This is a genomic window from Kitasatospora sp. NPDC088742 (assembly GCF_055584905.1).
The window spans coordinates 64686-85811 of sequence record NZ_JBVJLD010000027.1; the positions used below are offsets into that span (position 1 = coordinate 64686).

A 21126-nucleotide genomic window follows, 5' to 3' on the forward strand; every position below is an offset into this window, starting at 1 on the left:
CCGTCAGGGCAGGGTGAGGATGCGCGGGCCGTCCTCGGTGACGGCGACGGTGTGTTCGACGTGGGCGGCGCGGGTACCGTCGGTGGTGCGCAGGGTCCAGCCGTCGGGGTCGGTGCGGTGGGTGTCGCGGCCGCCGGCCATCAGCATCGGCTCGATGGCGAGGACGAGCCCGTGCCGCAGGGGCATGCCCCGGCCGGGGCGGCCGCGGTTGGGGAGGTGGGGGTCCTCGTGCATGCGGCGGCCGATGCCGTGGCCGCCGAAGTCGGTGGGCATGCCGTAGCCGGCCTCGCGGGCGACGGTGCCGATGGCGTGGGATATGTCGCCGAGCCGGTGGCCGACGGTGGCGGCGGCGATGCCGGCCTCCAGGGCGCCGCGGGCGGTGGCGATCAGGGCGAGGTCGGCGGGGCGCGGGGTGCCGACGGTGAAGCTGACGGCGGCGTCGCCGTTCCAGCCGTCGAGTTCGGCGCCGCAGTCGATGGAGACCAGGTCGCCGTCACGCAGCCGGTGGGCGGTCGGGACGCCGTGCACCACGGCGTCGTTGACGGAGGCGCAGATCACGGCGGGGAAGGGGGTGGGGGCGAAGGCCGGGCGGTAGCCGAGGAAGGGCGAGCGGGCGCCGGCCGCGTCGAGCACGGCGCGGGCCGCCTCGTCGAGTTCCAGCAGGCTGACGCCGGGTGCGGCGGCGGCCTGGACGGCGGCCAGGGCGTTGGCCACCACCCGGCCGGCCTCGCGCATCAGCTCCAGTGCGGTGTCGGTCTTGATCTCGACCACGGACGTACCTCTCCCCTGCTGTGGACCAATACTTATACCGGTATTAGTATCACGGTCATGGTGAGAGTCCCCCTGAGCCCGCGGGAGCGGGCGCGCGGTGAGCGCTTCGGAGCCCTGCTCCGGGAGGCCCGCGGCGAGCGCAGCATGGTCGAGGTCGCGGCGGCGGCCGGGGTGTCGGCGGAGACGCTGCGCAAGATCGAGACCGGCCGGGCGCCGACCCCGGCGTTCTTCACGGTGGCGGCGCTGGCGCACGCGTTGGGTGTCTCGCTGGACGTGCTGGCGGAGGCGTGCGCGGAAGCCGCGGAGGACGACGGCGAGGCGCTGACGGCCTGACGGCGGGTCAGCCCGCCAGGTCGGCCAGGCGGCGGGCGGTGTCGGCGAGTTCGGGGCGGCCGGCGATCCGGTCCCGCAGGCCGCGCAGCTCGTGGCCGACCAGGGCGGGCAGCGCCAGGCGCTCCGGCGCGGCCGCCTCCAGGGTCGGGGCGAGCAGTGAGACGGCGGTCTGCGGGTCGTGCGCGCAGTAGTGGCAGTCGGCGATCCGGACGGTGAACAGCAGCCGGGTGGACGGGAGTTGGGCGGCGCCTAGCAGGTCGAGGGCGTGCTGGGCGGCGTCCACCGCGCGCAGGGCCAGCAGCGGGTCCTGGACGGCGGCCGCCACGTCGCGCAGGGCGGCGGCGGCTCCGGACTCCACCCGGAGCTGCATGGAGGCGATGGAGAGCCAGGGCGCGTCGGTCTCGTCGTGGGCGCCGATGTGGTCCAGGTGCAGCCGGGCCCGGCCGATGTGCCGGACGGTGGCCCGGACGTCGCCGGCCAGTGCGTACGCCCGGGCCTGGCCGACCTGGCCCATCGCGGCGGCCCAGTGCCGGCCGGGGGCGGCCCGGGTGATCTCCCGGGCGTAGCCGAGGGCGGTGGCGGCGTCGCCGTCGAGGCGGGCCAGGGTGCTCATGTCGCTCAGGGCGGCGACCTGGGTGGCCGGGTCGTCGGCCAGTTCGGACCAGGTGAGCGCCCGGTCGAAGCAGGCCATCGCGGTGGCGTAGCGGCCGTGCTGCATCCGCATCGCCCCGGCGGCGTGCGCGTACTCGGCGGCCAGCCGGACCAGCGGGCGGCGGCGTCCGGCCGGGGTGACGGCCAGGCGGTCGAGCACGGCGCGCAGGGTGCGCTCGACGGCGGCGGCCACCTCGGGGCGGGCGGCCCGCTCGCCGGCCTTGAGGTGGGCGGCGAGCAGCCCGGCCAGGGCGTGCGCGGTGTCCGGGTCGAGGCCGGAGCGCCCGGCCGGATCGGCGCAGAACTCGGCGTGCAGGGCCGAGAGTTGGGGTTCGGCGGGGACGGTACAGCCGGCCGCTCCGTGGAGCGGGCAGAGCAGGCCGTAGTCGGGGAGACGGGCCGGGGTGGGGCCGGTGGGGAAGGTGAGGCCATGGATGAGGTTCGGAGCAGCGGCTGCAACTGGCCCACCGTGCCCGGGTGAAGGCGTGGTGCCTTCCGCTGCGCGCAGTTCCTCGCGCCCCTGGGCGCTGCCGCTGGCGCCCCGGCCCCGGGCGCGGATCAGGGCCGGGGCGCCGAGGGCCTCGCGGGGGAGCGGGGGGCGGACCAGGGCGGGCGGGAGGCCGGGGCCGGGCTGTTCGCTCTCCTCGGCCCTCCCGACGGCCTCCGCCAACTCGCCTTCGGCGTGGAGGAGTTCGTCGAGCTGCTGGGCCAGCCGGACGTTCGCCCGGCGGGTGCCGTGCTCCAGCCGGCTGATGGCGGTGTGGTCGTAGCCGATCGCGGCGGCGAGCTGGGCCTGGGTCAGCCCGGCCCGGCGGCGCCAGTGCCGCAGGCGGGTGCCGAAGGCCTGCCAGGCGCCGGCGGCCGAGACCGCGGACGGGCCGTCGGGAGGGGCGGAAGCAGGGGGCGCGGAGGGCTCTGACGGCGCGTCAAGGAGCTTTGCTGCGGCGCGGCTGCGGTGCACTGGCAGTTCTCCCCCCGGGTCCGTGCGCGTATCGAGGACGGTACTCCTCTGCGGCCCGCCGCGTACATGAGATGGTCTCAACCTCTTCACAGACGTGGTCTCGACCTCTGTGCCCGCAGGTGGTCGAGACCTCTGGGCGGAACCCGCAGCTTGACAGAGTTTGCCAACCGCACCGAGTGCCGTCCGCAACCGTTGACCGCGTCCTGACGACGTGTGAGTGTTCCGGCACCCGAGCACGGACGCCCCTGCGGCCACGCCCCAACGTGGCCTCCCAGGCGTGCCTTTGGCACGCCCGTCCGTGGTCGAGGACCCCCACGTTCGAGGAGCCTCGATGAAAAGAAAGTTGCTGACGGCGGGCACCACCCTGACCGTCCTGGCCGGGATGCTCGCCGCCACCGCGGCCGGGCAAGCCGGTGCCGCACCCCAGCCGGTGCCGTCGGGAGCGCAGTCCGCGCAGTCCGCGCAGTCCGCACTGGTCGCACTGAACACCGCCGTCGCCGCCGCCGACCAGGCCGCCACCGCCGGCCTGGACGCCCTGGCCAAGGGCCCGGACGAGACCTACCAGCGGTCATCGGTGACCCCGTGGGTCAACGGCCTCTACTCCGTCGCCTACCAGCGCACCTACAAGGGCCTGCCGGTGGTCGGCGGTGACGCCGTCGTGCTCGCCGACGCGCAGGGCCGGGTGCAGGGCACCCAGAACGCCAAGTCCGGTGCGATAGGCGTCTCGACCAGGGCCGAGGTCACCGCGGCCGCCGCCGAGGCCACCTCGCGCGCCAAGCTGGCGCGGGTGGACGGCGTCGAGGCCGGCCGTCTGGTGGTCAAGGTCAAGGACGGCGTCTCCGCGCTGGCCTGGGAGACGGTGGTCAACGGCCGTACCCAGAGCGCCCCGAGCCGGCTGCACGTCTTCGTGGACGCCCGCTCCGGCGCCGTCATCGACTCCTACGACGAGGTCAAGGCCGGTACCGCCAACAGCAAGTGGAACGGCCCCTCGCCGACCATCACCACCACCGCCTCGGGCAGCACCTACTCGCTGCGCGACCCCAGCCGCCCCGGACTGAGCTGTGCCGACTACTCCAGCGGCCAGGTCTTCTCCAAGTCCAGCGACACTTGGGGCACGGGCAACCCCACCAGCAAGGAGACCGGCTGCGCCGACGTGTTCTTCGCGGCGCAGAAGGAGTGGGACATGCTCCGCGACTGGCTCGGTCGCAACGGGCACAACGGCAACGGCGGCAGCTGGCCGGTCAAGGTCGGCCTCAACGACGTCAACGCCTACTGGGACGGCTCCTCGGTCTCGATCGGCCACAACAACGCCAACGAGTGGATCGCCTCGATCGACGTGGTGGGCCACGAGTTCGGCCACGGTCTGGACCAGTACACCCCCGGCGGCGCGGCCAGCAACGAGGCCGGCCTGGGCGAGGCCACCGGCGACATCATGGGCGCGCTCACCGAGGCGTACGCCAACCAGAGCGCCCCGTACGACGCTCCGGACTACCTCGTCGGCGAGATGATCAACCTGGTCGGCAGCGGCCCGATCCGCAACATGTACAACCCCTCGCAGGTGAGCAACAACCCGAACTGCTACTCCTCCTCCATCCCGAACACCGAGGAGCACGCGGCGGCCGGCCCGCTGAACCACTGGTTCTACCTGCTGGCCGAGGGCAGCGCCCCCGGCGGCGGCAAGCCCAACAGCCCGACCTGCAACAGCAGTTCGGTGACCGGCATCGGCATCCAGAACGCCGGCAAGGTCTTCTACGGCGGCATGCTGCTCAAGACCAGCGGCATGACCTACAAGAAGTACCGCGTGGCGACCCTGTCCGCCGCCAAGACGCTCGACCCGAGCTGCAACTTCTACAACCGGACCAAGGCCGCCTGGGACGCCGTCAGTGTTCCGGCCCAGACCGGTGAGGTCACCTGCACCGCCAACCCGGGCAGCGACTTCTCGGTGACGCTCAACCCGACCAGCGGCTCGGTGGACAAGGGTTCCTCGGTCACCGCCACGGTCAACACCCAGACCACCTCCGGCAGCGCCCAGACGGTCAACCTGACCGCCTCCGCCCCGGCCGGCGTCTCGGTCTCCTTCAACCCCTCCTCCGTGCAGTCGGGTTCGTCCTCGACCGTGACCATCAGCGCCTCCAGCTCGGCGGTCAGCGGCCCGATCACGGTGACCGGCACCGGCACCGCGACCCACACCGCGCAGTACCAGCTGACCGTCAACGGCGGTGGCAACCCGGACCCGCAGATCCCCAACATCAGTGTGGCCAACGTGCAGGCGCACCTGACCCAGCTGAACACCATCGCCTCCCAGAACGGCGGCAACCGCCGTGCGGGCAGCGCGGGTTACACCGCTTCGGTGGCGTACGTGAAGGCCAAGCTGCAGGCGGCGGGCTACACCGTGGCCGAGCAGACCTGCACCTCCTGCCAGTACACCTCGAACAACCTGATCGCCGACTGGCCGGGCGGCCCCGCCGACCAGGTCACCATGCTCGGCGCGCACCTGGACTCGGTCTCGGCCGGCCCGGGCATCAACGACAACGGCTCCGGCTCGGCCACCCTGCTGGAGAACGCGCTGGCGCTGGCCCAGGCCAACCCGCAGAACCTCACCCGGCACGTGCGCTTCGCCTGGTGGGCCGGTGAGGAGCAGGGTCTCCAGGGTTCCGCCTACTACGTCGGCCAGTTGAGCTCCTCGGCGCGCAGCGCCATCAAGGGCTACTACAACTTCGACATGGTGGGCTCGCCCAACGGCGGCTACTTCATCAACAACCTCAACTCGACCACCTCGGCCCCGATGAAGGCCTACTGGGACTCGCTCGGCGTCCAGCCGGAGGAGAACGTCGAGGGCCAGGGCCGCTCGGACGACTACTCCTTCCAGCAGGCCGGCATCCCGACCTCGGGCTACGCGGCCGGTGCCAGCGCCACCAAGACCTCGGCGCAGGCCGCCAAGTGGGGCGGCACCGCGAACCGGGCGTACGACTCCTGCTACCACTCCGCCTGCGACACCACGTCCAACATCAGCACCACCGTGCTGGACCGCTCGGCGGACGGCGTCGCCTACACCGTCTGGAAGACCTCGGTCGGCGGCGGCACCATCCCGGACCCGACCCTGAACGTCACCCTCAGCCCCGGCAGCGGCTCCACCGCCGCGGGCGGCTCGGTGACCTCCACGGTCTCCGTCACCGGCACCCCGACCCAGACGGTGAGCCTCTCCGCCTCGGGCGCCCCGGCCGGCACCACGGTCTCGTTCAGCCCCTCCTCGGTGCAGACCGGGTCCTCCTCGACCATGACGGTCGCGGTCGGCTCCTCCACCACCCCGGGCACCTACAGCATCACGGTGAACGCGGCCGGCTCGGTGAGCCGCACCGCCACCTACAGCCTGACCGTCACCGGCACCTCCTCCGGCACCTGGGCCGCGGGCACCACCTACGCCGCGGGTGACGTGGTGACCTACAACGGCGTCAGCTACCGCTGCATCCAGGGCCACACGGCCCAGGTCGGCTGGGAGCCGCCGATCGTCCCCGCGCTGTGGGGGCGCATCTGACCAACCGAAGACAGGCTGTGCCGCGGTCCGTCGAGGGGGACGGGTCGCGGCACAGCCGCGTCCGCACACGGGTGCGAGAAGCGGAACCTGGACCCACCCATAAGATCACTTATCGTAATCAGGCATTACACTCGGTGCCAGGCAAGGGAGTTGTCGTACCGAGGAGCGCAGCGCGATGGCCATCGAAACCCTGGACGTGGACCGCACCGACCCGGAGTACCGGGCCTGGCTGAAGGAGGCCGTCCGCAAGGTGCAGGCCGACGCCAACCGCTCCGCCGACACCCACCTGCTGCGCTTCCCGCTCCCGGAGGACTGGGGCATCGACCTCTACCTCAAGGACGAGTCCACCCACCCGACCGGCAGCCTCAAGCACCGGCTGGCCCGCTCGCTCTTCCTCTACGCGCTGTGCAACGGCTGGATCCGCCCCGGCCGCCCGGTGATCGAGGCCTCCAGCGGCTCCACCGCGGTCTCGGAGGCCTACTTCGCCGGCCTGATCGGGGTGCCGTTCATCGCGGTGATGGCCAAGAGCACCAGCCAGGCGAAGATCGACCTGATCGAGTTCCAGGGCGGCGAGTGCCACCTGGTCGACAGTGCCTGCGAGGTCTACGCGGCCGCCGCCGAGCTGGCCGAGCGGACCGGCGGCCACTACATGGACCAGTTCACCTACGCGGAGCGGGCCACCGACTGGCGCGGCAACAACAACATCGCCGAGTCGATCTTCGCCCAGCTCCGGCTGGAGCCCCACCCCGAGCCCGCCTGGATCGTCGCCACCGCCGGCACCGGCGGCACCTCCGCCACCCTGGCCCGCTACGTCCACTACACCCAGGCCGACACCCGGATCTGCGTGGCCGATCCGGAGAACTCCTGTTTCTTCCAGGGCTGGGTCGACCACGACGCCGAGGCCACCTGCGACACCGGCTCCCGGATCGAGGGCATCGGCCGCCCCCGGATGGAGCCCAGCTTCGTGCCCGGCGCCGTCGACCGGATGATGAAGGTCCCCGACGCCGCCTCGATCGCCGCGATGCGGGTGCTGGAGCGGGTGCTCGGCAAGAAGGCCGGCGCCTCCACCGGCACCGGGCTGTGGAGCGCCCTGCGGATCGTCGCCGAGATGCGGGCCGCCGGGCGGCGGGGCAGCGTCGTCACCCTGATCTGCGACCCCGGCGACCGCTACCTCGACAAGTACTACTCCGACGAGTGGCTGTACGGCCAGGCCATCGACATCGCCCCGTACCAGGACGAGTTGGAGCGCTTCCTCAAGGACGAGGGCCCGCTGGGCTGACGGAAAACGGGTGGTGGGCGGGCGGGCCGCGCTGATAGGCAGGGCGGTATGAACGACCTTCACACCGAGCGCCTCGTCCTGCACGCCTTCACCCCGGAGTCCGCGGCCCGGGTCGAGGCCGGCGAGCCCGGCGACGGCGACCACTGGGTGGACGGCTACCCCGGCCCCGGTGAGCAGCGCGCCACCCGCAACTTCCTGAACCGCTGTCAGGACGGCACCACCCCGCACCCGTTCGGCAACTACGAGATCCGCCGCCGCGAGGACGGCGCGGCCGTCGGCGGCATCGGCTTCCACGGGGCGCCGGACGCGGCGGGCGCGGTGATGATCGGCTACGGCCTGGCCGAGCCGGCCCGGGGCCTCGGGTACGCCACCGAGGCCGTCCGGGCGGTGGCGGAGCACTGCCGCACCGCCGGGGTGGTGACCCTGCGGGCCGACACCGACCCGGACAACCTCGCCTCGCAGAACGTGCTGCGCAAGGCGGGCTTCACGCTGGTCCGGGAGGACGAGGACGGGCCGCTGTTCGAGCTCGACCTCGCCGACGGCGCCAAGGTCGTGACGTACCTGGAGCTCGCCTCGCCGGACGCGCTGCGGCCCGGCGCGGAGGTGGCGGGGCTCGCGGTCCGGGAGGTCGAGGGCAGCTCGGCGGAGAACCGGGAGGCCCGGGAGCGGGTCGGCGGGCCGTACGGCTGGAGCAGCGCGCGGCGCACCGAGGAGCAGTGGCGGGAGTCGCTGGCGGAGCGGCCGGGGCGGCGGTTCTGGATGATCACCCGTCAGGACGAGACGGTGGGCATCCTGGAGACCGAACCCCACCCGGACGGCTCGGTCGAGATCGGCGCCTTCGGCCTGCTCCCCGAGCACATCGGCCAAGGCCTCGGCGCGGCGGCCCTGACACTCGCGCTGCGCACCGCCTGGGCCACCGAGGAGAACACCACCCGGGTCGTCCTGGACACCTGCACCAAGGACCACCCGAACGCCCTGCGCAACTACCTGGCCCGGGGGATGACGGTCTACAAGACGGAGACGGGCCGCAAGGGCGCCTCCTGACGGAGGCTCAGGCCGGTCGGTCTCAGGCGAGCAGCAGCTCGCGGATGGACTCGCGGGCCAGGGCCGCCTCGGCGGGCGGCAGGGCGGCGTCGGTGACCCAGGTGTCCACGGCCGACAGCGGTGCGATCGCGGAGAGGCCGACCACGCCCCACTTGGTGTGGTCGGCGACCACGACGGTGCGGCGGGCGGAGGCGATCAGGGCGCGGTTGGTCTCGGCCTCGGCGAGGTTCGGGGTGGTCAGGCCGGCCTCCGCGTCCAGGCCGTGGGCGCCGAGGAAGAGCAGGTCGAAGCGGAGCTCGCGGACCGCCCGGTCGGCCACCGGGCCGACCAGGGCGTCGGAGGGGGTGCGGACCCCGCCGGTGAGCACCACGGTGGTGCCGGCCCCGGTGCCGGCCCGGCGGGCCCGCTCGAAGACCTCGGAGACCGGCACGGAGTTGGTGACCACCGTCAGGTGCTCCACCTCCACCAGCTGCTGGGCCAGCGCGTAGGTGGTGGTGCCGCCGGAGAGCGCGACCGCGCTGCCCGGGGTGACCAGGGCGGCGGCGGCCCGGGCGATCTGCTCCTTGGCCGAGGGCTCCAGCACGGACTTGGCCTCGAAGCCGGGCTCGTGCGCCAGCGCCGCGCCCGCCGCCACCGCGCCGCCGTGCACCTTCTCCACCGCCCCGGCCCGGGCCAGCGCGTCCAGGTCCCGACGGATCGTCATGTCGGAGACCCCGAGCCGCTGGGTCAGCTCGTTCACCCGGACCCCGCCGCGCCGCCGCACCTCGTCGAGGATCAGCGCGCGGCGCTGCTCGGCCAGCAGGTTGCTGGTGTCGGCCATCTGTCAGCCCTCCGGGTCGGTACTTGGCGCCATCCTGTCAGATCGTCACACCGGGCAGGTCCTCGGGGACGAGCAGCTGGAGCTCCTCCGTGGTCGGATCGGCCAGCTGGGCGACCCGCATCGCGTGCCGCTCCACCATGGTCTCGAACACCTGACGCGCCGTCCGGCCGTTGCCGAATCCCGGCCCCCGCTCCAGCCGCGAGAAGTGGTCCAGCAGCGCCCGCTCGGCGTCCTCGCTCAGCGCGTACTCGTGCTCGACGGACTGGGAGCGGGCGATCTCCAGCAGCTCCCCGGCCGAGTAGTCGGGAAAGGTGACGGTGCGGGAGAACCGCGAGGAGAGCCCGGGGTTGGCGGAGAGGAAACGCTCCATCTCGGAGGTGTAGCCGGCCACGATCACCACCACCTCGTCCCGGTGGTCCTCCATCAGCTTGACCAGGGTGTCGATCGCCTCCCGCCCGAAGTCCCGGGCACCGTCCTCGGGGGCCAGCGCGTAGGCCTCGTCGACGAACAGCACCCCGCCCCGGGCCCGGTCGAAGGCCGCCTGGGTGCGGATCGCGGTGGAGCCGATGTGCTCGCCGACCAGGTCCACCCGGGCCACCTCCACCAGGTGGCCCTGCTGGAGCACCCCGAGCGCGGCCAGGATCTCCCCGTAGAGCCGGGCCACCGTGGTCTTGCCGGTGCCGGGGGAGCCGGTGAAGACCAGGTGCCGCCGGAGCGAGGGGGCCTTCAGCCCGGCCTGCTGCCGGCGGCGGCCGACCGAGATCAGGTCGATCAGGGTGCGCACCTCCTGCTTCACAGTGGCCAGGCCGATCAGCGAGTCCAGCTCGGCCAGCGCCTCGTCGGCCGGGCGGCAGTCCGGGATCGGCGCGATCGAGGCCGTCACCGGGGCGGCGGCGGTGGTGAGCCGGACCGCCCGCGGGGCGGGCACGGCCGGGGCCGCGGGGGCGGCGGGCGCCTGGGTGTTCGACCGGGTGTTCGGTGGGGCGACGTCGTCCGAGACGCAGTTCTCCGTCACCGGCCCCGGCTCCGAGAACTCGAACCCGGCCCGCGCGTTCTGCTCCGCCCGGCACCGGGTCAGCACCGTGCGGCAGCCGTCGATCACGTGGAAGCCGAAGCCCTGCCCCTGGGAGACCCGGCAGTCGGTGAAGCTGCCCCGGCCCTGGGCCGAGACGTAGACGGCGGCCTCCGCGCTGCCCCGCACCGTGCACTGGTACAGCTCCGGGTCGGCGCCGGTGGTGACGATCACCCCGGTGCCCACCTCGGAGATCTCACAGCCCGTCAGCCGCCCGCCGCTGCCGTGGTCGCGGAACCAGAGCCCGGTGGCGGCCTGCTGCACCCGGCAGTCGGCCAGCTGCACGGTGGCGCCGCCGCTGACCGAGACGGCCGAGCTGCGCACCGCGCTGAACGAGCAGTCCTTGGCCGTCACCAGCGAGTCCCGGTCCAGCACCGAGAGCGCGCCGGGCACGTCGTGCACCGAGCAGTCGGTCAGGGTGGCGCGGGCGCCGTCGCTGACCCAGACCGCCGGGTAGTCGCCGGTGCCGGAGTGCAGCTCGCAGGAGAGCGCGGTGACCTCGGTGCCCGGGTCCCAGACCGCCAGCGCGCCGCGGCCGAACTCCCGGACGCTGGAGTGCTCCAGGGTCAGCCGGGCCCGGCCGCGCAGGTCGGCGCCGTTCTCGGCCAGCTCGTACAGGCGGCAGCCGGTCAGGGTCAGCTCGGCGCCGCTGTCCAGGGTCAGGCCGTTGTCGGTGACCTGGTGCACCGTGCAGTCGGCGAGCCGGCCCACGGCCTGCTTCTCCGCCAGTACACCGCTGCCCTTGATCTCGTAGATCTCACAGGCCGTCAGCTCCACGGTGCTGCCGGCGCCGGTGATCAGCACCCCGGCCCCGCCGGCGTGGTGCACCCGGCAGTTCTCCAGCCGGGCGGTGGACCCGTCCAGCACCGCGAGGCCGACCTGGGCCGAACCGGCCAGCTCGGTGGACTCGGCCGTCAGCACGGCCCCGGCGCGCAGCCGCACGCCCAGCCCGGCCGGGTTGAGCACCGTGCAGCCGCGCAGGGTCAGGGCCGCCCCGTCGGTCAGCTCCACCCCGGAGTCGGCCGTGGCCTCCACCCGGCAGCCGGTCAACTCGGCGGCCACGCCCGGCCCGTGGACCAGCACGGCCGGGGCCGCGCGCTCCGTGCCCTCGATCACCAGGCCCTGCACCACGGCGTCGGCGGTCAGCGTGAGCGGCACCCCGGAGGGCGGGTCGAGCCGGACGGTGCCGGGGCCGTCGGCGGGGCGGAGCGTGACGGCCTTGTCCAGCACGACGTTCTCCCGGAACGTCCCGGCCCGGAGGGTCAGCGTGTCGCCCGGCTCGGCGGCGGCCACCGCCTCGGCCAGCGTCTGGTACTCGCCGGCCCGGCGCCGCCAGCGCGAGGCGCTGTCCTGGGTGACCCGGACCCTGTGCTCAGCCATGACGATCCGCCATCCCCACCTCTGTCAACGGGTTGTCTGTATCGGAGCTTGCCGCATCGGGAGACGCCGGACCGCCACGACCGGTACAACGACCGGGCGCGGCACGGGTTCCGGCCCGCCGGTGCGGGCGGTCGGCACCGCTCAGCGACGCTCCAGGACGGTGAACTCGTCGCCCAGGTGCAGCGTCCCGATCAGACCGGTGAAGCCCTCCGGCCGCTCCGGGATCAGGTGCTGGCCGAAGACCAGCTTCCGGTCCAGCTGGTGGTGGCGGCCCAGCGCCCGCAGCGGCTCGGGGCCCCGCCGCTCGCCGGTCTCCTGGTCGGTGGTGGTCACCACGCAGCGGCCGCAGGCCTTGGCCACCCGGAAGGTGACCTCACCGACCCGCACCCGCAGCCAGTCGTCCTCGGCCCACGGCTCGGCCACGTCCACCACCAGGTTCGGGCGGAAGCGCTCCATCGGCATCGGGGCCGCCTTGCGCTCGTCCTCCGGGTGGTCCTCGGCGATCCGGGCGTTGAGCTCCGCGAGCGACCCCGTGGTGGTCAGCAGCAGCGGGAAGCCGTCGGCCATCGTCACGGTGTCGCCCGGCCCTGCGTACTCCGGCTTCACCGGACGGGCCAGCGGGTCGTCCAGGTGCACCAGCCGCACGCCGGGGAAGTACCCGGCGAACCAGGCGTTGGCCTCGTCGGCGGCCAGCGCGGTGGTGAAGTAGGTGCCGAACACCTCGGCCTTGACGGACGGTTCGCCCGCGGGGGCGGCGATCTCGATCCGCTCGCCGTCCGGGGCGGTCACGCTCAGCGAGCCGTCGGGCGACGGCAGGGCGCGGAACTGACCGAGCGTCGGCTCGTCCCGCTGGGTCACGGCCTTGCCGCCCTCGTCCACCAGCATCCACCGCCGGTCCCCGGTCAGGCCCCAGGGCTCGACCTGGGCACTCTCCGGGCTGAGCCGGTAGGTGGACTTGATCGGATAGATGTGCAGACCCGTCAGCTGAGACATGCGCCCATCCTGCCAGAGCCACGCGGTGGCACTGTCCGGTGGTCAGGGGCGCGAGGCTCTGCTGATCTGCGGCTCCGCCGCGCGGGCGCGAGTACGGAAGGCGGCCCAGCGTGAGATCGGGGCAGGTGAGCCAGTTGCACGTCTTGCCGTTCCCCTGCGCGCCCCGCGGCGGAGCCGCAGATCAGCAGGGCCCCGCGCCCCTGCGGGGCGCTTCCCAGCGGCGAAGCCATATACGCCGAGGGGCCGCCCGGACCGGGTGGTCCGGGCGGCCCCTCGGGACGACCGTCGTGCCCTGCTCCGCCCGGATCCCCCCAGAATCACGGGCAGCGGTGACGTGCCAGGCTCAGTAGGCGTTCCCCTGGTAGCCGGGCTGCGGGTACTGGGTCTGCTGGGCGACCGGGCGGACCGGGGCGGCGGGGCGGAACTGGTTGCCGCCGAAGCTCTGGTCCGGGAAGGCCTGCGGGGCCGGAGCCGCACTCGCGAACCCCTGCTGCGCACCCGCGTACGCCCCCTGGTTGGCCAGGTTGGGCGCCGTCGCGTAGCCCTGCGGCTGGTACTGCTGGAAGGCCGGGTTCGGGCCCCCGGCCGGGCGCTGCTGCGGCAGTTGGCCGGTCTGGCCGTAACCGGGCATCTGCGGCTGCGGAGAGGTGTAGACCGCGGGCGTCGGCTGGGCCGGGATGTACTGGGTGGCCGGGCCGCTGCTGCTCGGGCCGGGGCCCAGGGCGAGCCGGGCCGGGGGCAGCGCGGGGAGGTTGCCGCCGATGGGGCTGTCGAATCCCGTACTCCCGTACGTGGAGCCGTAGTTGGTGCCGTAGCCGTAGTTCGGCGAGGCCGGCGGGAGAGCGGCCGGCACGTTGATGGGGGCGATCTGCGGGACACCGCGCTCTGCGACCAGGCTGTCGTAGATGGGCGTGCCGGAGCTGAAGGACGGAGAGGGGTAGCCGACTCCGTCGTAGGAGCGGGGCGAGGTCATGGGGCATACCGTAAGCCCACAATGTGCCTGCTGAGGAGAGTGAGAGGCGTAGGAGTTCCAGTGTTTACGTACTCTTCTCCGGAACAACTCACTCGAAAGTGTGATGATCGGACATTTCGGCACCGCTTTCCGGCCACCTCCGGGACCTGACGGAGTGTCGAACGGAGGGCGAACGGACCGTGGCCGGACGACAGCACGCGCCCCTCGGAGAACCGGGGGGCGCGTGTCGGGTGGCGTGAGCCCCACGGGGGGCCGGCGCCGGACGGTTCGTCAGCGGGTGGAGAGCGCCTGGAGCGGGAAGCCGGGGCGGCCGGCCAGCTCGGAGGTGCAGTGCGCGCAGCGCACGGCGGCGGCCGGGATCGAGCTCAGGCAGTCCGGGCAGTCGGTCTTCGCCACCGGCACGTCCTTGACCGGCTCGAAGCGCTGCTGGAGCTTGCCGACCGGGACCACCACGGCGAAGTAGATCACCGCGCTGACCAGGACGAAGCCGATCAGCGCGTTCAGGAAGCCGCCGTACGGGAAGCTGGTGCCGCCGACCTCGAAGGTGCGCTTGCTGTAGTCGCCGACCGCGCCGGTGGCGACGCCGATCAGCGGGGTGAGGAAGGCGGTGACGAAGCCGGTGACCACGGCGGTGAAGGCCGCGCCGATCACGATGCCGACCGCGAGGTCGACCACGTTTCCGCGCAGCAGGAAGCTGCGGAATCCCTTGAACACCGGGAACTCCAAACCGTGCAGGGGCCGGCAGCCCGGCCAGGGGGAGAGGAAGTGGGAAGAGGGGCGCACACGCCGTGGGACGGCGGGCCCGACGTGCCATTGTGACCCTTCAACCCCCGTGTGGTCCAAGCCAGTTCACCTGATCCGCGTAATCGGGGAACCACCGTTCGGGGCCCGAAAACACGTCCCGCCCGGGGCCGTGGGGCCCCGGGCGGGAGGGTGTGCGGGCTGAGGAGGGCTCAGATCCCGGCGGCGCGCAGGCGCTCCGCATACGGCTGGATCCGGGCCACCGCCTCGGCGGTGCGGCGGACGGTGGCGGCGTCCATGTGGGTCCAGAGCGGGACGGTGAGCACCGAGTCGGCCAGCCTGTCGGTGACCGGCAGCGCGTCCGCCTGCCCGAGGTGGGCGTAGGACTGCTGGCGCTGCACCGGCGGGTGGAAGTAGCGCCGGGTGTCGATGCCCTCGGCCTTGAGCGCGGCGGCCAGCTGGAGGGCGGTCAGCCCGAAGGCCTCGGCGTCCAGGATCATGGTGAGGTCCTTGAACGTGGAGACGTCACCCTCCTCCGGCAGCGCCAGCCGCAGGCCCGGCAGGCCGGCCGTGGCACGGGCGAACTCGGCCACCAGCGCGCCCCGGTGGGCCACCCGCTCGGGCAGCCCGGCGACCCAGGTCAGGCCGACGGCCGCGTGCAGCTCGCTCATCCGGGCGTTCAGGCCGGGGAAGAGCGTGTTGTAGTCCCCGGGGTTGCCGTAGTCCCGGCCGGTGCGCAGGGTCTTGGCCAGGGCCGCGTCCCGGGTGGCCACCAGACCGCCCTCGCCGGCCACCGCGACCTTGGTCGGGCTCATCGAGAACACCTCGGCCAGGCCGAAGTTGCCCACCGGGACGCCCTTGCGCTTGGAGCCGAAGCCGTGCGCGGCGTCGTAGACCACCGGCAGGCCGGCCGCGTCGGCGATCCGCTGGATCTCCTCGGTCTGGCAGGGGGTGCCGTAGACGTGGGTGGCCATCAGGGCGGCCGGGTTGTCGACCGCCTTCAGCCGGGCCTCGGCGTCCGCCGGGTCCAGGGTGATGTCCTGCTCGCGGGCCTCGGCGAACAGCGGGGTGCCGCCCGCCCAGTGCGCGGCGTGCGCGGTGGCGGAGAAGGTGAAGCCGGGCATCAGCACCGGACGGCCACCGCCCACCCCGGCGGCCTGGAGCACCAGCATCAGGCCGGCCGTGCAGTTGGAGACCGCCACCACGTGCGGCACCTCCAGGAGTTCGGCGGCCCGCTCCTCCAGCTCGGCCACCGTGCGGCCGTTGGTCAGCATGCCGCTGTCCAGCACCGTGCCGAGCCGGGCCAGCAGGCCCTCGCGGTCCGGCACCTGGACGCGGGTCAGCGGCAGGCCGTCGGGGAAGGCGGGAGTGCCGCCGAGGAAGGCGGGTGCTGCGGTGTCAGTGGTGGTCATGGTCGGTTCGATCCCCCCAGGGTCGAGGTGGTGACGCGGCTTCGGAACGGGCCGGGGCGGCGGCGACGGGCACGGTGCCCCACTGGCCGGGCTGCGCCCGCCAGACCGGAGACCGGGCCCGGCGCCGCGGCGCCGGCCGGTCGGACTCCGGCTTGGGGACGGCGAGCAGCACCAGCACCAGCGGCAGCACCTGGACCCGCTCGCGGGAGAGGATGCCCAGGTTGTTGATGGTGGAGAAGGCCCAGCAGAACAGCAGGGTGTAGACCAGCGCGTACGCGACGTACGAGCGTTTCAGGAACAGCCGGGGCAGCTGGCGCATCCTCGGCCAGCCGCGGATGAACATCACCAGCAGGGCGAAGCACTCCACCGACTGGAACAGGCTCTGGATGTTGGAGGCCTCGAACGGGAACGGGCGGAACAGCACGCTCACCACGGCCATCGGCAGGCCGGCCGGGTTGAGGCTGAAGGCCGGCGCCGCGTCCTCCGGCGCCGGGGCGTTGATCATCGAGTTGCCCTGCGAGGTGCGCCTCGAGGTCTCCGAGAGCACCTGGTTGACGGCGTCGCCGCCGCCCTGGCCGGAGGTCCCGAAGAAGGTGTTCACCTGTTGCAGCATCAGCATCACCATGGCGCCCAGCACCGCCACGGTCACCACCATCCGCAGCGGGCCCAGCGCGCTGACCTCCTTGGGCCGCTTGCGCAGCACGTACGCCACGGTGAGCCCGGCACCGGCCAGCACGGTGACGTGCGGGCGGACCATCGCGGTGCCCAGCGAGCCCAGCGCGATGAAGACGAAGGCGCCGAACTGACGGCTCAGCAGCTTGGCCACCCCGTAGGTGGTCAGGCCCAGGCAGAACATCATCCAGGCGTCCTTGCCGATGCTGGACGGCCAGAACAGCAGCGAGGGCAGGAAGAAGACCAGCTTGGCGTAGCGCCGGGTGTCCGCCTCCGGGAAGGCGATCTGCAGCGCCCGCCAGAACAGCAGCAGGCCCCAGAAGCCCAGCCAGGAGAACACCAGGAAGCCGCCGACCAGGGACGGGCCGGTGATCGCGTAGACCACGCCGGTGACGATGATGATGAAGCCGGTGCCGGCCACCTTCATCCCCAGGTCGTAGTGGATGCCGGCGGAGAAGTCCACGGTGTCCAGGAAGTACGCGAGGTCGCTGCCCTTCTGGTGGTACATCTTGGCGTCGGCCGCGCCGCCGTAGAGCACGAAGGCCATCAGGTAGCGGGGGAAGGCGCAGAGCAGCTTGAGCGCCATGGCCAGCATGAGGAGCCGGAACACCCGGGGCTCCGGGTTGTTCGCGGCCACCCGGGCCAGGATCGGGGTGCCGATCGCCATCAGGGCGGGCAGCACCAGCAGCGCGCCCCAGGTGTCGTAGCTGGTGTGCACCATGGCCAGCACGAACACCGTGACGTAGGTGCAGACCAGGGCGCCGGCCAGCAGGGTCGGCCACGGCAGCGCGGGCGACCGCAGGGCCTGCCGGAGCATCAGAAGACCTCCAGGTCGCCGAGGTTGAACCGCCAGGCGCCGAGCTCGGGCGGCACCGCCCCGGCCGGGGTGCGGGCGGCCAGCCGCATGCCCGTCCGCGGCGCCCGCAGGTAGCCGGAGCGCGCCGCGGCCGCGGCCGCCTCGGTGCCGGCCGCCAGGTGGGTGGCCACGTGGTCGCCGCCGGAGCGGGCGGCGGCCCGCAGCAGCTCGGCGGCGGCCCGCCGGTCGCCCGGGCGGACGATCACGTCGGAGAGGGTGAACTCCACCAGCGGGCCGCGCCGCCGGGGGCGGCCGAAGGCCACCCCGGCCAGCTCGCCGCCCCGGTGACAGGTCATCACCCGGTAGTCCAGGCCCGGCGCGGCGCCGTAGCGCCAGCGCAGGTACGGCTCGGTGCGCGCCACCGCGAGGCGGCCGTCCGAGGCGTCCGCCTCGTCCCGCTCGCGCAGCAGCTCGGCCAGGCCGTCGGGCGCGGCGTCGCCGAACCAGTCGGCCGCGGTCGGCAGCGGGCAGAGCACCGGCCCGGTGGCGGCCGCCCGGCGGGCCAGCGCGGCGCGGGCACCCTTGGCGAAGGAGAGCGGCCGGGCGATCCGCAGCGCGACCGGCACCTGGCCCAGGTCCTGCCAGCCCATCCTGAGGTAGCCGGGCAGGCTGTTGCCGTTGGGTGTGTTGAAGACCAGCTCGGCCTCGTCGGAGACCTGCTCCAGCAGCTGGGTGGTGAGCCGGCGGAAGATCCCCCGGCCCTGGAAGTCCGGGTGGGTGGCGGTGTCCACCGGGCGTACCGCGCGGACCACCCGGTCCACCGCCCGCCACTCCCAGCGCAGGAACAGCCGCACCCCGGCGATCCGCCCCTCCGGCGTCACGGCCACCAGGCCGGGGCTGGCGCCGAAGGGGTTGCGGTGGTGCTTCCACTCGAAGAAGCCGGCGCTGCGGGTCCCGGTCGGGCCGCCCGCCAGCGATGCGGTCAGCAGCTCCAGCACCGCGGGGGTGTCCGCCCCGTCCAGCGGACGGTAGCTCAGCTCGACGGCGCCGTCCCGTAGTTGCTCCGGGCTCACGATGGTTCGGTCTTCCTCTCGGTGGGTCGGGGCGGGGGAGCGAGGATCAGCTCCGCAGCACCTGCTCGTACACCCGCTCGACGGCCCGCTGGGCGCCCGCCACGTCGAAGGACTCCGAGCGCGTCCGGGCCGCCTCGCCCATCCGCTCGCGCAGCCCCCCGTCGGCCGCCAGCTTCCCGAAGGCCGCCGCCAGTGACTCCGGTTGGCCCGGCTCCACCAGGAAGCCCTCGACGCCGTCGTCCAGCACCTCCGGCATCCCGCCCACCCTGGTCACCACCGAGGGCAGCCCGCTGGTCATCGCCTCCATCAGCGCCACCGGCAGCCCCTCCTGACGGGAGCTCAGGGTGAAGACGTCGAACGCCGGCAGCAGTTCGGGCACGTCCGCCCGGGACCCGGCGAAGACCACGCCCTCGCCCGCCGCCGCCTTCAGCTGCTCCTCCAGCGGCCCCGAGCCGATCAGCACCAGCCGGGCCTCCGGCCGCTCCCGCCGCAGCCGCTCGAACGCGGCCAGCAGGGTGGCCTGGTCCTTCTTCGGCGTCATGTTGGCCACCGTGCCGATGACCAACGCCCCCTCGGGCAGACCGAGTTCGGCCCGCGCCGCGTGCCGGGCCGCCGGCCCGCGGGCCGCCCCGCCCAGGTCGGGGCCGTGGTGCACCACGGTCACGAAGTCGCCGGGCCGCCGCCGGGCCGCCGGGATGCTCGCCGCCACCGCGTGCGAGACCGCCACCACCGCGCGGTTGCGCTTGTACGTCAGGGAGTTGGCCCAGCGGGTCTCCCGCCGGTACCGCTCCCAGACGTTGTGCTCGGTGTGCACCAGCACCGGCCGCCGCGAACCCGGGGTGAGCAGGGTGAGCAGCCGGGCGGCGGCCGCCGGGACCGGCATGTGCGAGTGCACCAGGTCGTACCGGCGGGCCCGCAGCAGCGCCCGCAGCCGCAGCGGCCAGCGCCGCCCCGGCCCGAGCAGGTGCACGGTGACCCCGGCCGCCTCCAGTGCCGGCACCAGGGCGTCCTTCCACGGCAGCACGTAGGCCACCTCGACCTCGTACCGCGAACGGTCGGCGTGCCGGGCGCAGTTGACCAGCAGCTGCTCGGCGCCGCCCCGGCCCAGCCCCTTGGCGAGCCAGAGCACCCGGACCTTCCCCCCCTGGTTGGTCACCGCTCCTCGCCCTCCCGCCAGGCCGCCTCGTTCACCGGCTCCGGGCCGCGCCGGGCCCAGGACGGCGAGGCCCGGTGGCGCGGACCTTCGGAGTGCTGCTCCTGCCGGTCCTGCTGCGGCACCGCGGCCTGCGAGGCCGAGGCGGCACCGGCGGCGATCGGGGAGATCAGCCCGTCGCGCTTGCGACGGCCGGAGGTGCCGATCGTGCCGAGCAGCGCCACGCCCGCCACCGGCACGCCGGTGCGGGAGAGCAACTCGCTGACCCGGTCCGCCTGTTCGGGCGTCACGTTGCCCGCCTTGACGGTCACCAGCACCGCGTCGGCGTGCTGCACCAGGTCGTAGGCGTCGTTGGCGTGCAGCAGCGGGGAGCTGTCGATCAGCACGACGTCCGCGTGCCGCCGGGCCCGGCGCAGCACCTCGCCGGCCCGCAGCACCAGCGCGGCCGGGTAGGCCGTGGTGTTGCCGCCGGTGATCAGCCGCACGCCGTCCACGTTGGTCCGCCGGATCAGGTCGTCCAACTCGGTGATCTGCTCACCGCTGAGCAGCTCGGCCATGCCAGGCCCGTCGCCGACCCCGAAGTGCTCGTGCGCCTTGGGGTGCCGGAAGTCGCAGTCCAGCACCAGGACCTCGCGGCCGGTCTCGGCCAGCGCGGCGGCCAGGTTGGCCACCGTCGTGGTGCGCCCGTCGCCGCTGCGGCCGGACATCACCAGGATCACCGGGGCGGGCTGGGCCAGCCGACGGGAGGTCAGCTCGGCCGGGTCGAGGTTGCCGTCGGTCAGCTGCGCGGCCAGCGCCGGCGGGCCGGTCAGCAGCAGGGTGGAGCGCAGTGAGCGGAACGCCTCGGCCCCCGGGTCGGACGGCCGGGCCACCACCAGCGGGTCGCGCAGCCGCCGCAGCCGGGTGGAGAGGTACGGGATCTCGCCGATCACCGGGATGTTGAACGCCTCCTCGGCACCGTTGCGGGTGCGCAGGCGGGTGTCCATCCGGCTGAGCATCAGCGCGGCCACCACGCCGAGCGCCAGGCCCAGCACCACCGCGAGGGTCAGCCGCAGGCCCCGGCTCGGCGAGGTCAGCAGGTTCCCGCCGAGCTCCTTGGCGTCGATCGAGCCCCACTGCTGGACGGCGTCGGTCTGACTGACGGCCTGGAGGTCGCTGATCGCGGTCAGGGTCTTGGTCAGCGAGTTCCGAGCGGCCGTCAGCTGCGGGTCCAGCTTGGGCTGGTCGGCCGGCTTGGCACTGTAGAACTCCTGCTGGAGCTTGTTGACCTGGTCCTGCTGGGTGGCGCGCTGCGCCTCCAGCCGCTTGATCGACTCGCCGGCGCTCTTCGCGGTCTCCTGGCTGTACCCGTTGATGGTGGCCTTCGCGAAGGCCGCCGCGGTGTCCACGCAGCTCTTGCTGGCCGGCCCGGTGACGGTGAACTCGAGCATCGTCGGGGAAGCGGCGGCCACCTTCCGACGGGCCACC

Annotated in this window: 16 protein-coding genes; 4 read left to right on the plus strand and 12 right to left on the minus strand. The window is 73.6% G+C overall.

Features of this window, described 5'->3' with window-relative positions; all coding sequences use genetic code 11:
- Positions 1-3: 3 nt before the first annotated feature.
- Entirely contained in the window at positions 4-771 is a 768-nt protein-coding gene (gene map, locus ACZ6ZR_RS21600) for a type I methionyl aminopeptidase (protein WP_465644575.1), read from the minus strand.
- Positions 772-828: 57 nt separating this feature from the next.
- Here map and ACZ6ZR_RS21605 point away from each other — a divergent pair, with 57 nt between their 5' ends.
- Positions 829-1104: a helix-turn-helix domain-containing protein gene (locus tag ACZ6ZR_RS21605; protein ID WP_465644577.1), complete on the plus strand. Its 276-nt coding sequence runs from the start codon at positions 829-831 to the stop codon at positions 1102-1104.
- Positions 1105-1111: 7 nt separating this feature from the next.
- On the opposite strand, the gene ACZ6ZR_RS21610 is transcribed toward ACZ6ZR_RS21605, so the two are convergent.
- Entirely contained in the window at positions 1112-2716 is a 1605-nt protein-coding gene (locus ACZ6ZR_RS21610; RefSeq protein WP_465644579.1) for a helix-turn-helix domain-containing protein, read from the minus strand.
- Between the two features lie 331 nt (positions 2717-3047).
- Here ACZ6ZR_RS21610 and ACZ6ZR_RS21615 point away from each other — a divergent pair, with 331 nt between their 5' ends.
- The 3 genes from ACZ6ZR_RS21615 to ACZ6ZR_RS21625 all read left to right on the plus strand — a co-directional run bounded on the left by ACZ6ZR_RS21615 (position 3048) and on the right by ACZ6ZR_RS21625 (position 8574).
- Entirely contained in the window at positions 3048-6251 is a 3204-nt protein-coding gene (locus ACZ6ZR_RS21615; RefSeq protein ID WP_465644581.1) for a M28 family peptidase, read from the plus strand.
- 175 nt (positions 6252-6426) lie between these two features.
- Complete coding sequence (locus ACZ6ZR_RS21620) at positions 6427-7530, plus strand: PLP-dependent cysteine synthase family protein (RefSeq protein ID WP_465644583.1); 1104 nt, start codon at positions 6427-6429, stop codon at positions 7528-7530.
- Between the two features lie 48 nt (positions 7531-7578).
- The gene (locus tag ACZ6ZR_RS21625; protein WP_465644585.1) at positions 7579-8574 is read left to right on the plus strand and encodes a GNAT family N-acetyltransferase; all 996 of its coding nucleotides are present in this window, start codon (positions 7579-7581) and stop codon (positions 8572-8574) included.
- A gap of 22 nt (positions 8575-8596) precedes the next feature.
- Here the strand turns inward: ACZ6ZR_RS21625 and ACZ6ZR_RS21630 are convergent, their stop codons facing one another.
- The 10 genes from ACZ6ZR_RS21630 to ACZ6ZR_RS21675 all read right to left on the minus strand — a co-directional run.
- Positions 8597-9394, minus strand: a complete 798-nt coding sequence (locus tag ACZ6ZR_RS21630; protein WP_465644587.1) for a DeoR/GlpR family DNA-binding transcription regulator — start codon at positions 9392-9394, stop codon at positions 8597-8599.
- Positions 9395-9431: 37 nt separating this feature from the next.
- Positions 9432-11846: a right-handed parallel beta-helix repeat-containing protein gene (locus ACZ6ZR_RS21635; protein WP_465644589.1), complete on the minus strand. Its 2415-nt coding sequence runs from the start codon at positions 11844-11846 to the stop codon at positions 9432-9434.
- Positions 11847-11987: 141 nt separating this feature from the next.
- A complete protein-coding gene (locus ACZ6ZR_RS21640; RefSeq protein ID WP_465644591.1) occupies positions 11988-12839 on the minus strand; it encodes an MOSC domain-containing protein in 852 nt (283 codons plus the stop codon).
- A gap of 343 nt (positions 12840-13182) precedes the next feature.
- Positions 13183-13812, minus strand: coding sequence for a DUF6643 family protein (locus ACZ6ZR_RS21645; RefSeq protein ID WP_465644593.1), 630 nt, complete (start codon positions 13810-13812; stop codon positions 13183-13185).
- Positions 13813-14082: 270 nt separating this feature from the next.
- Positions 14083-14526, minus strand: a complete 444-nt coding sequence (gene mscL / locus ACZ6ZR_RS21650) for a large conductance mechanosensitive channel protein MscL (protein ID WP_465644595.1) — start codon at positions 14524-14526, stop codon at positions 14083-14085.
- Positions 14527-14765: 239 nt separating this feature from the next.
- Positions 14766-15965, minus strand: a complete 1200-nt coding sequence (locus ACZ6ZR_RS21655) for a DegT/DnrJ/EryC1/StrS family aminotransferase (protein WP_465644597.1) — start codon at positions 15963-15965, stop codon at positions 14766-14768.
- On the minus strand, positions 15952-17454 hold the full coding sequence (locus ACZ6ZR_RS21660) for a hypothetical protein (protein WP_465644599.1): 1503 nt from the start codon (positions 17452-17454) through the stop codon (positions 15952-15954). Before ACZ6ZR_RS21660 ends, ACZ6ZR_RS21655 begins: the two co-directional genes overlap by 14 nt.
- The gene (locus ACZ6ZR_RS21665) at positions 17454-18506 is read right to left on the minus strand and encodes a GNAT family N-acetyltransferase (RefSeq protein WP_465644601.1); all 1053 of its coding nucleotides are present in this window, start codon (positions 18504-18506) and stop codon (positions 17454-17456) included. Before ACZ6ZR_RS21665 ends, ACZ6ZR_RS21660 begins: the two co-directional genes overlap by 1 nt.
- Before the next feature lie 46 nt (positions 18507-18552).
- Positions 18553-19662, minus strand: coding sequence for a glycosyltransferase (locus tag ACZ6ZR_RS21670; protein WP_465644603.1), 1110 nt, complete (start codon positions 19660-19662; stop codon positions 18553-18555).
- On the minus strand, positions 19659-21126 hold a 1468-nt coding region (locus tag ACZ6ZR_RS21675; protein ID WP_465644605.1), incomplete at its 5' end, for a tyrosine-protein kinase family protein. The genes ACZ6ZR_RS21675 and ACZ6ZR_RS21670, both read right to left, overlap by 4 nt.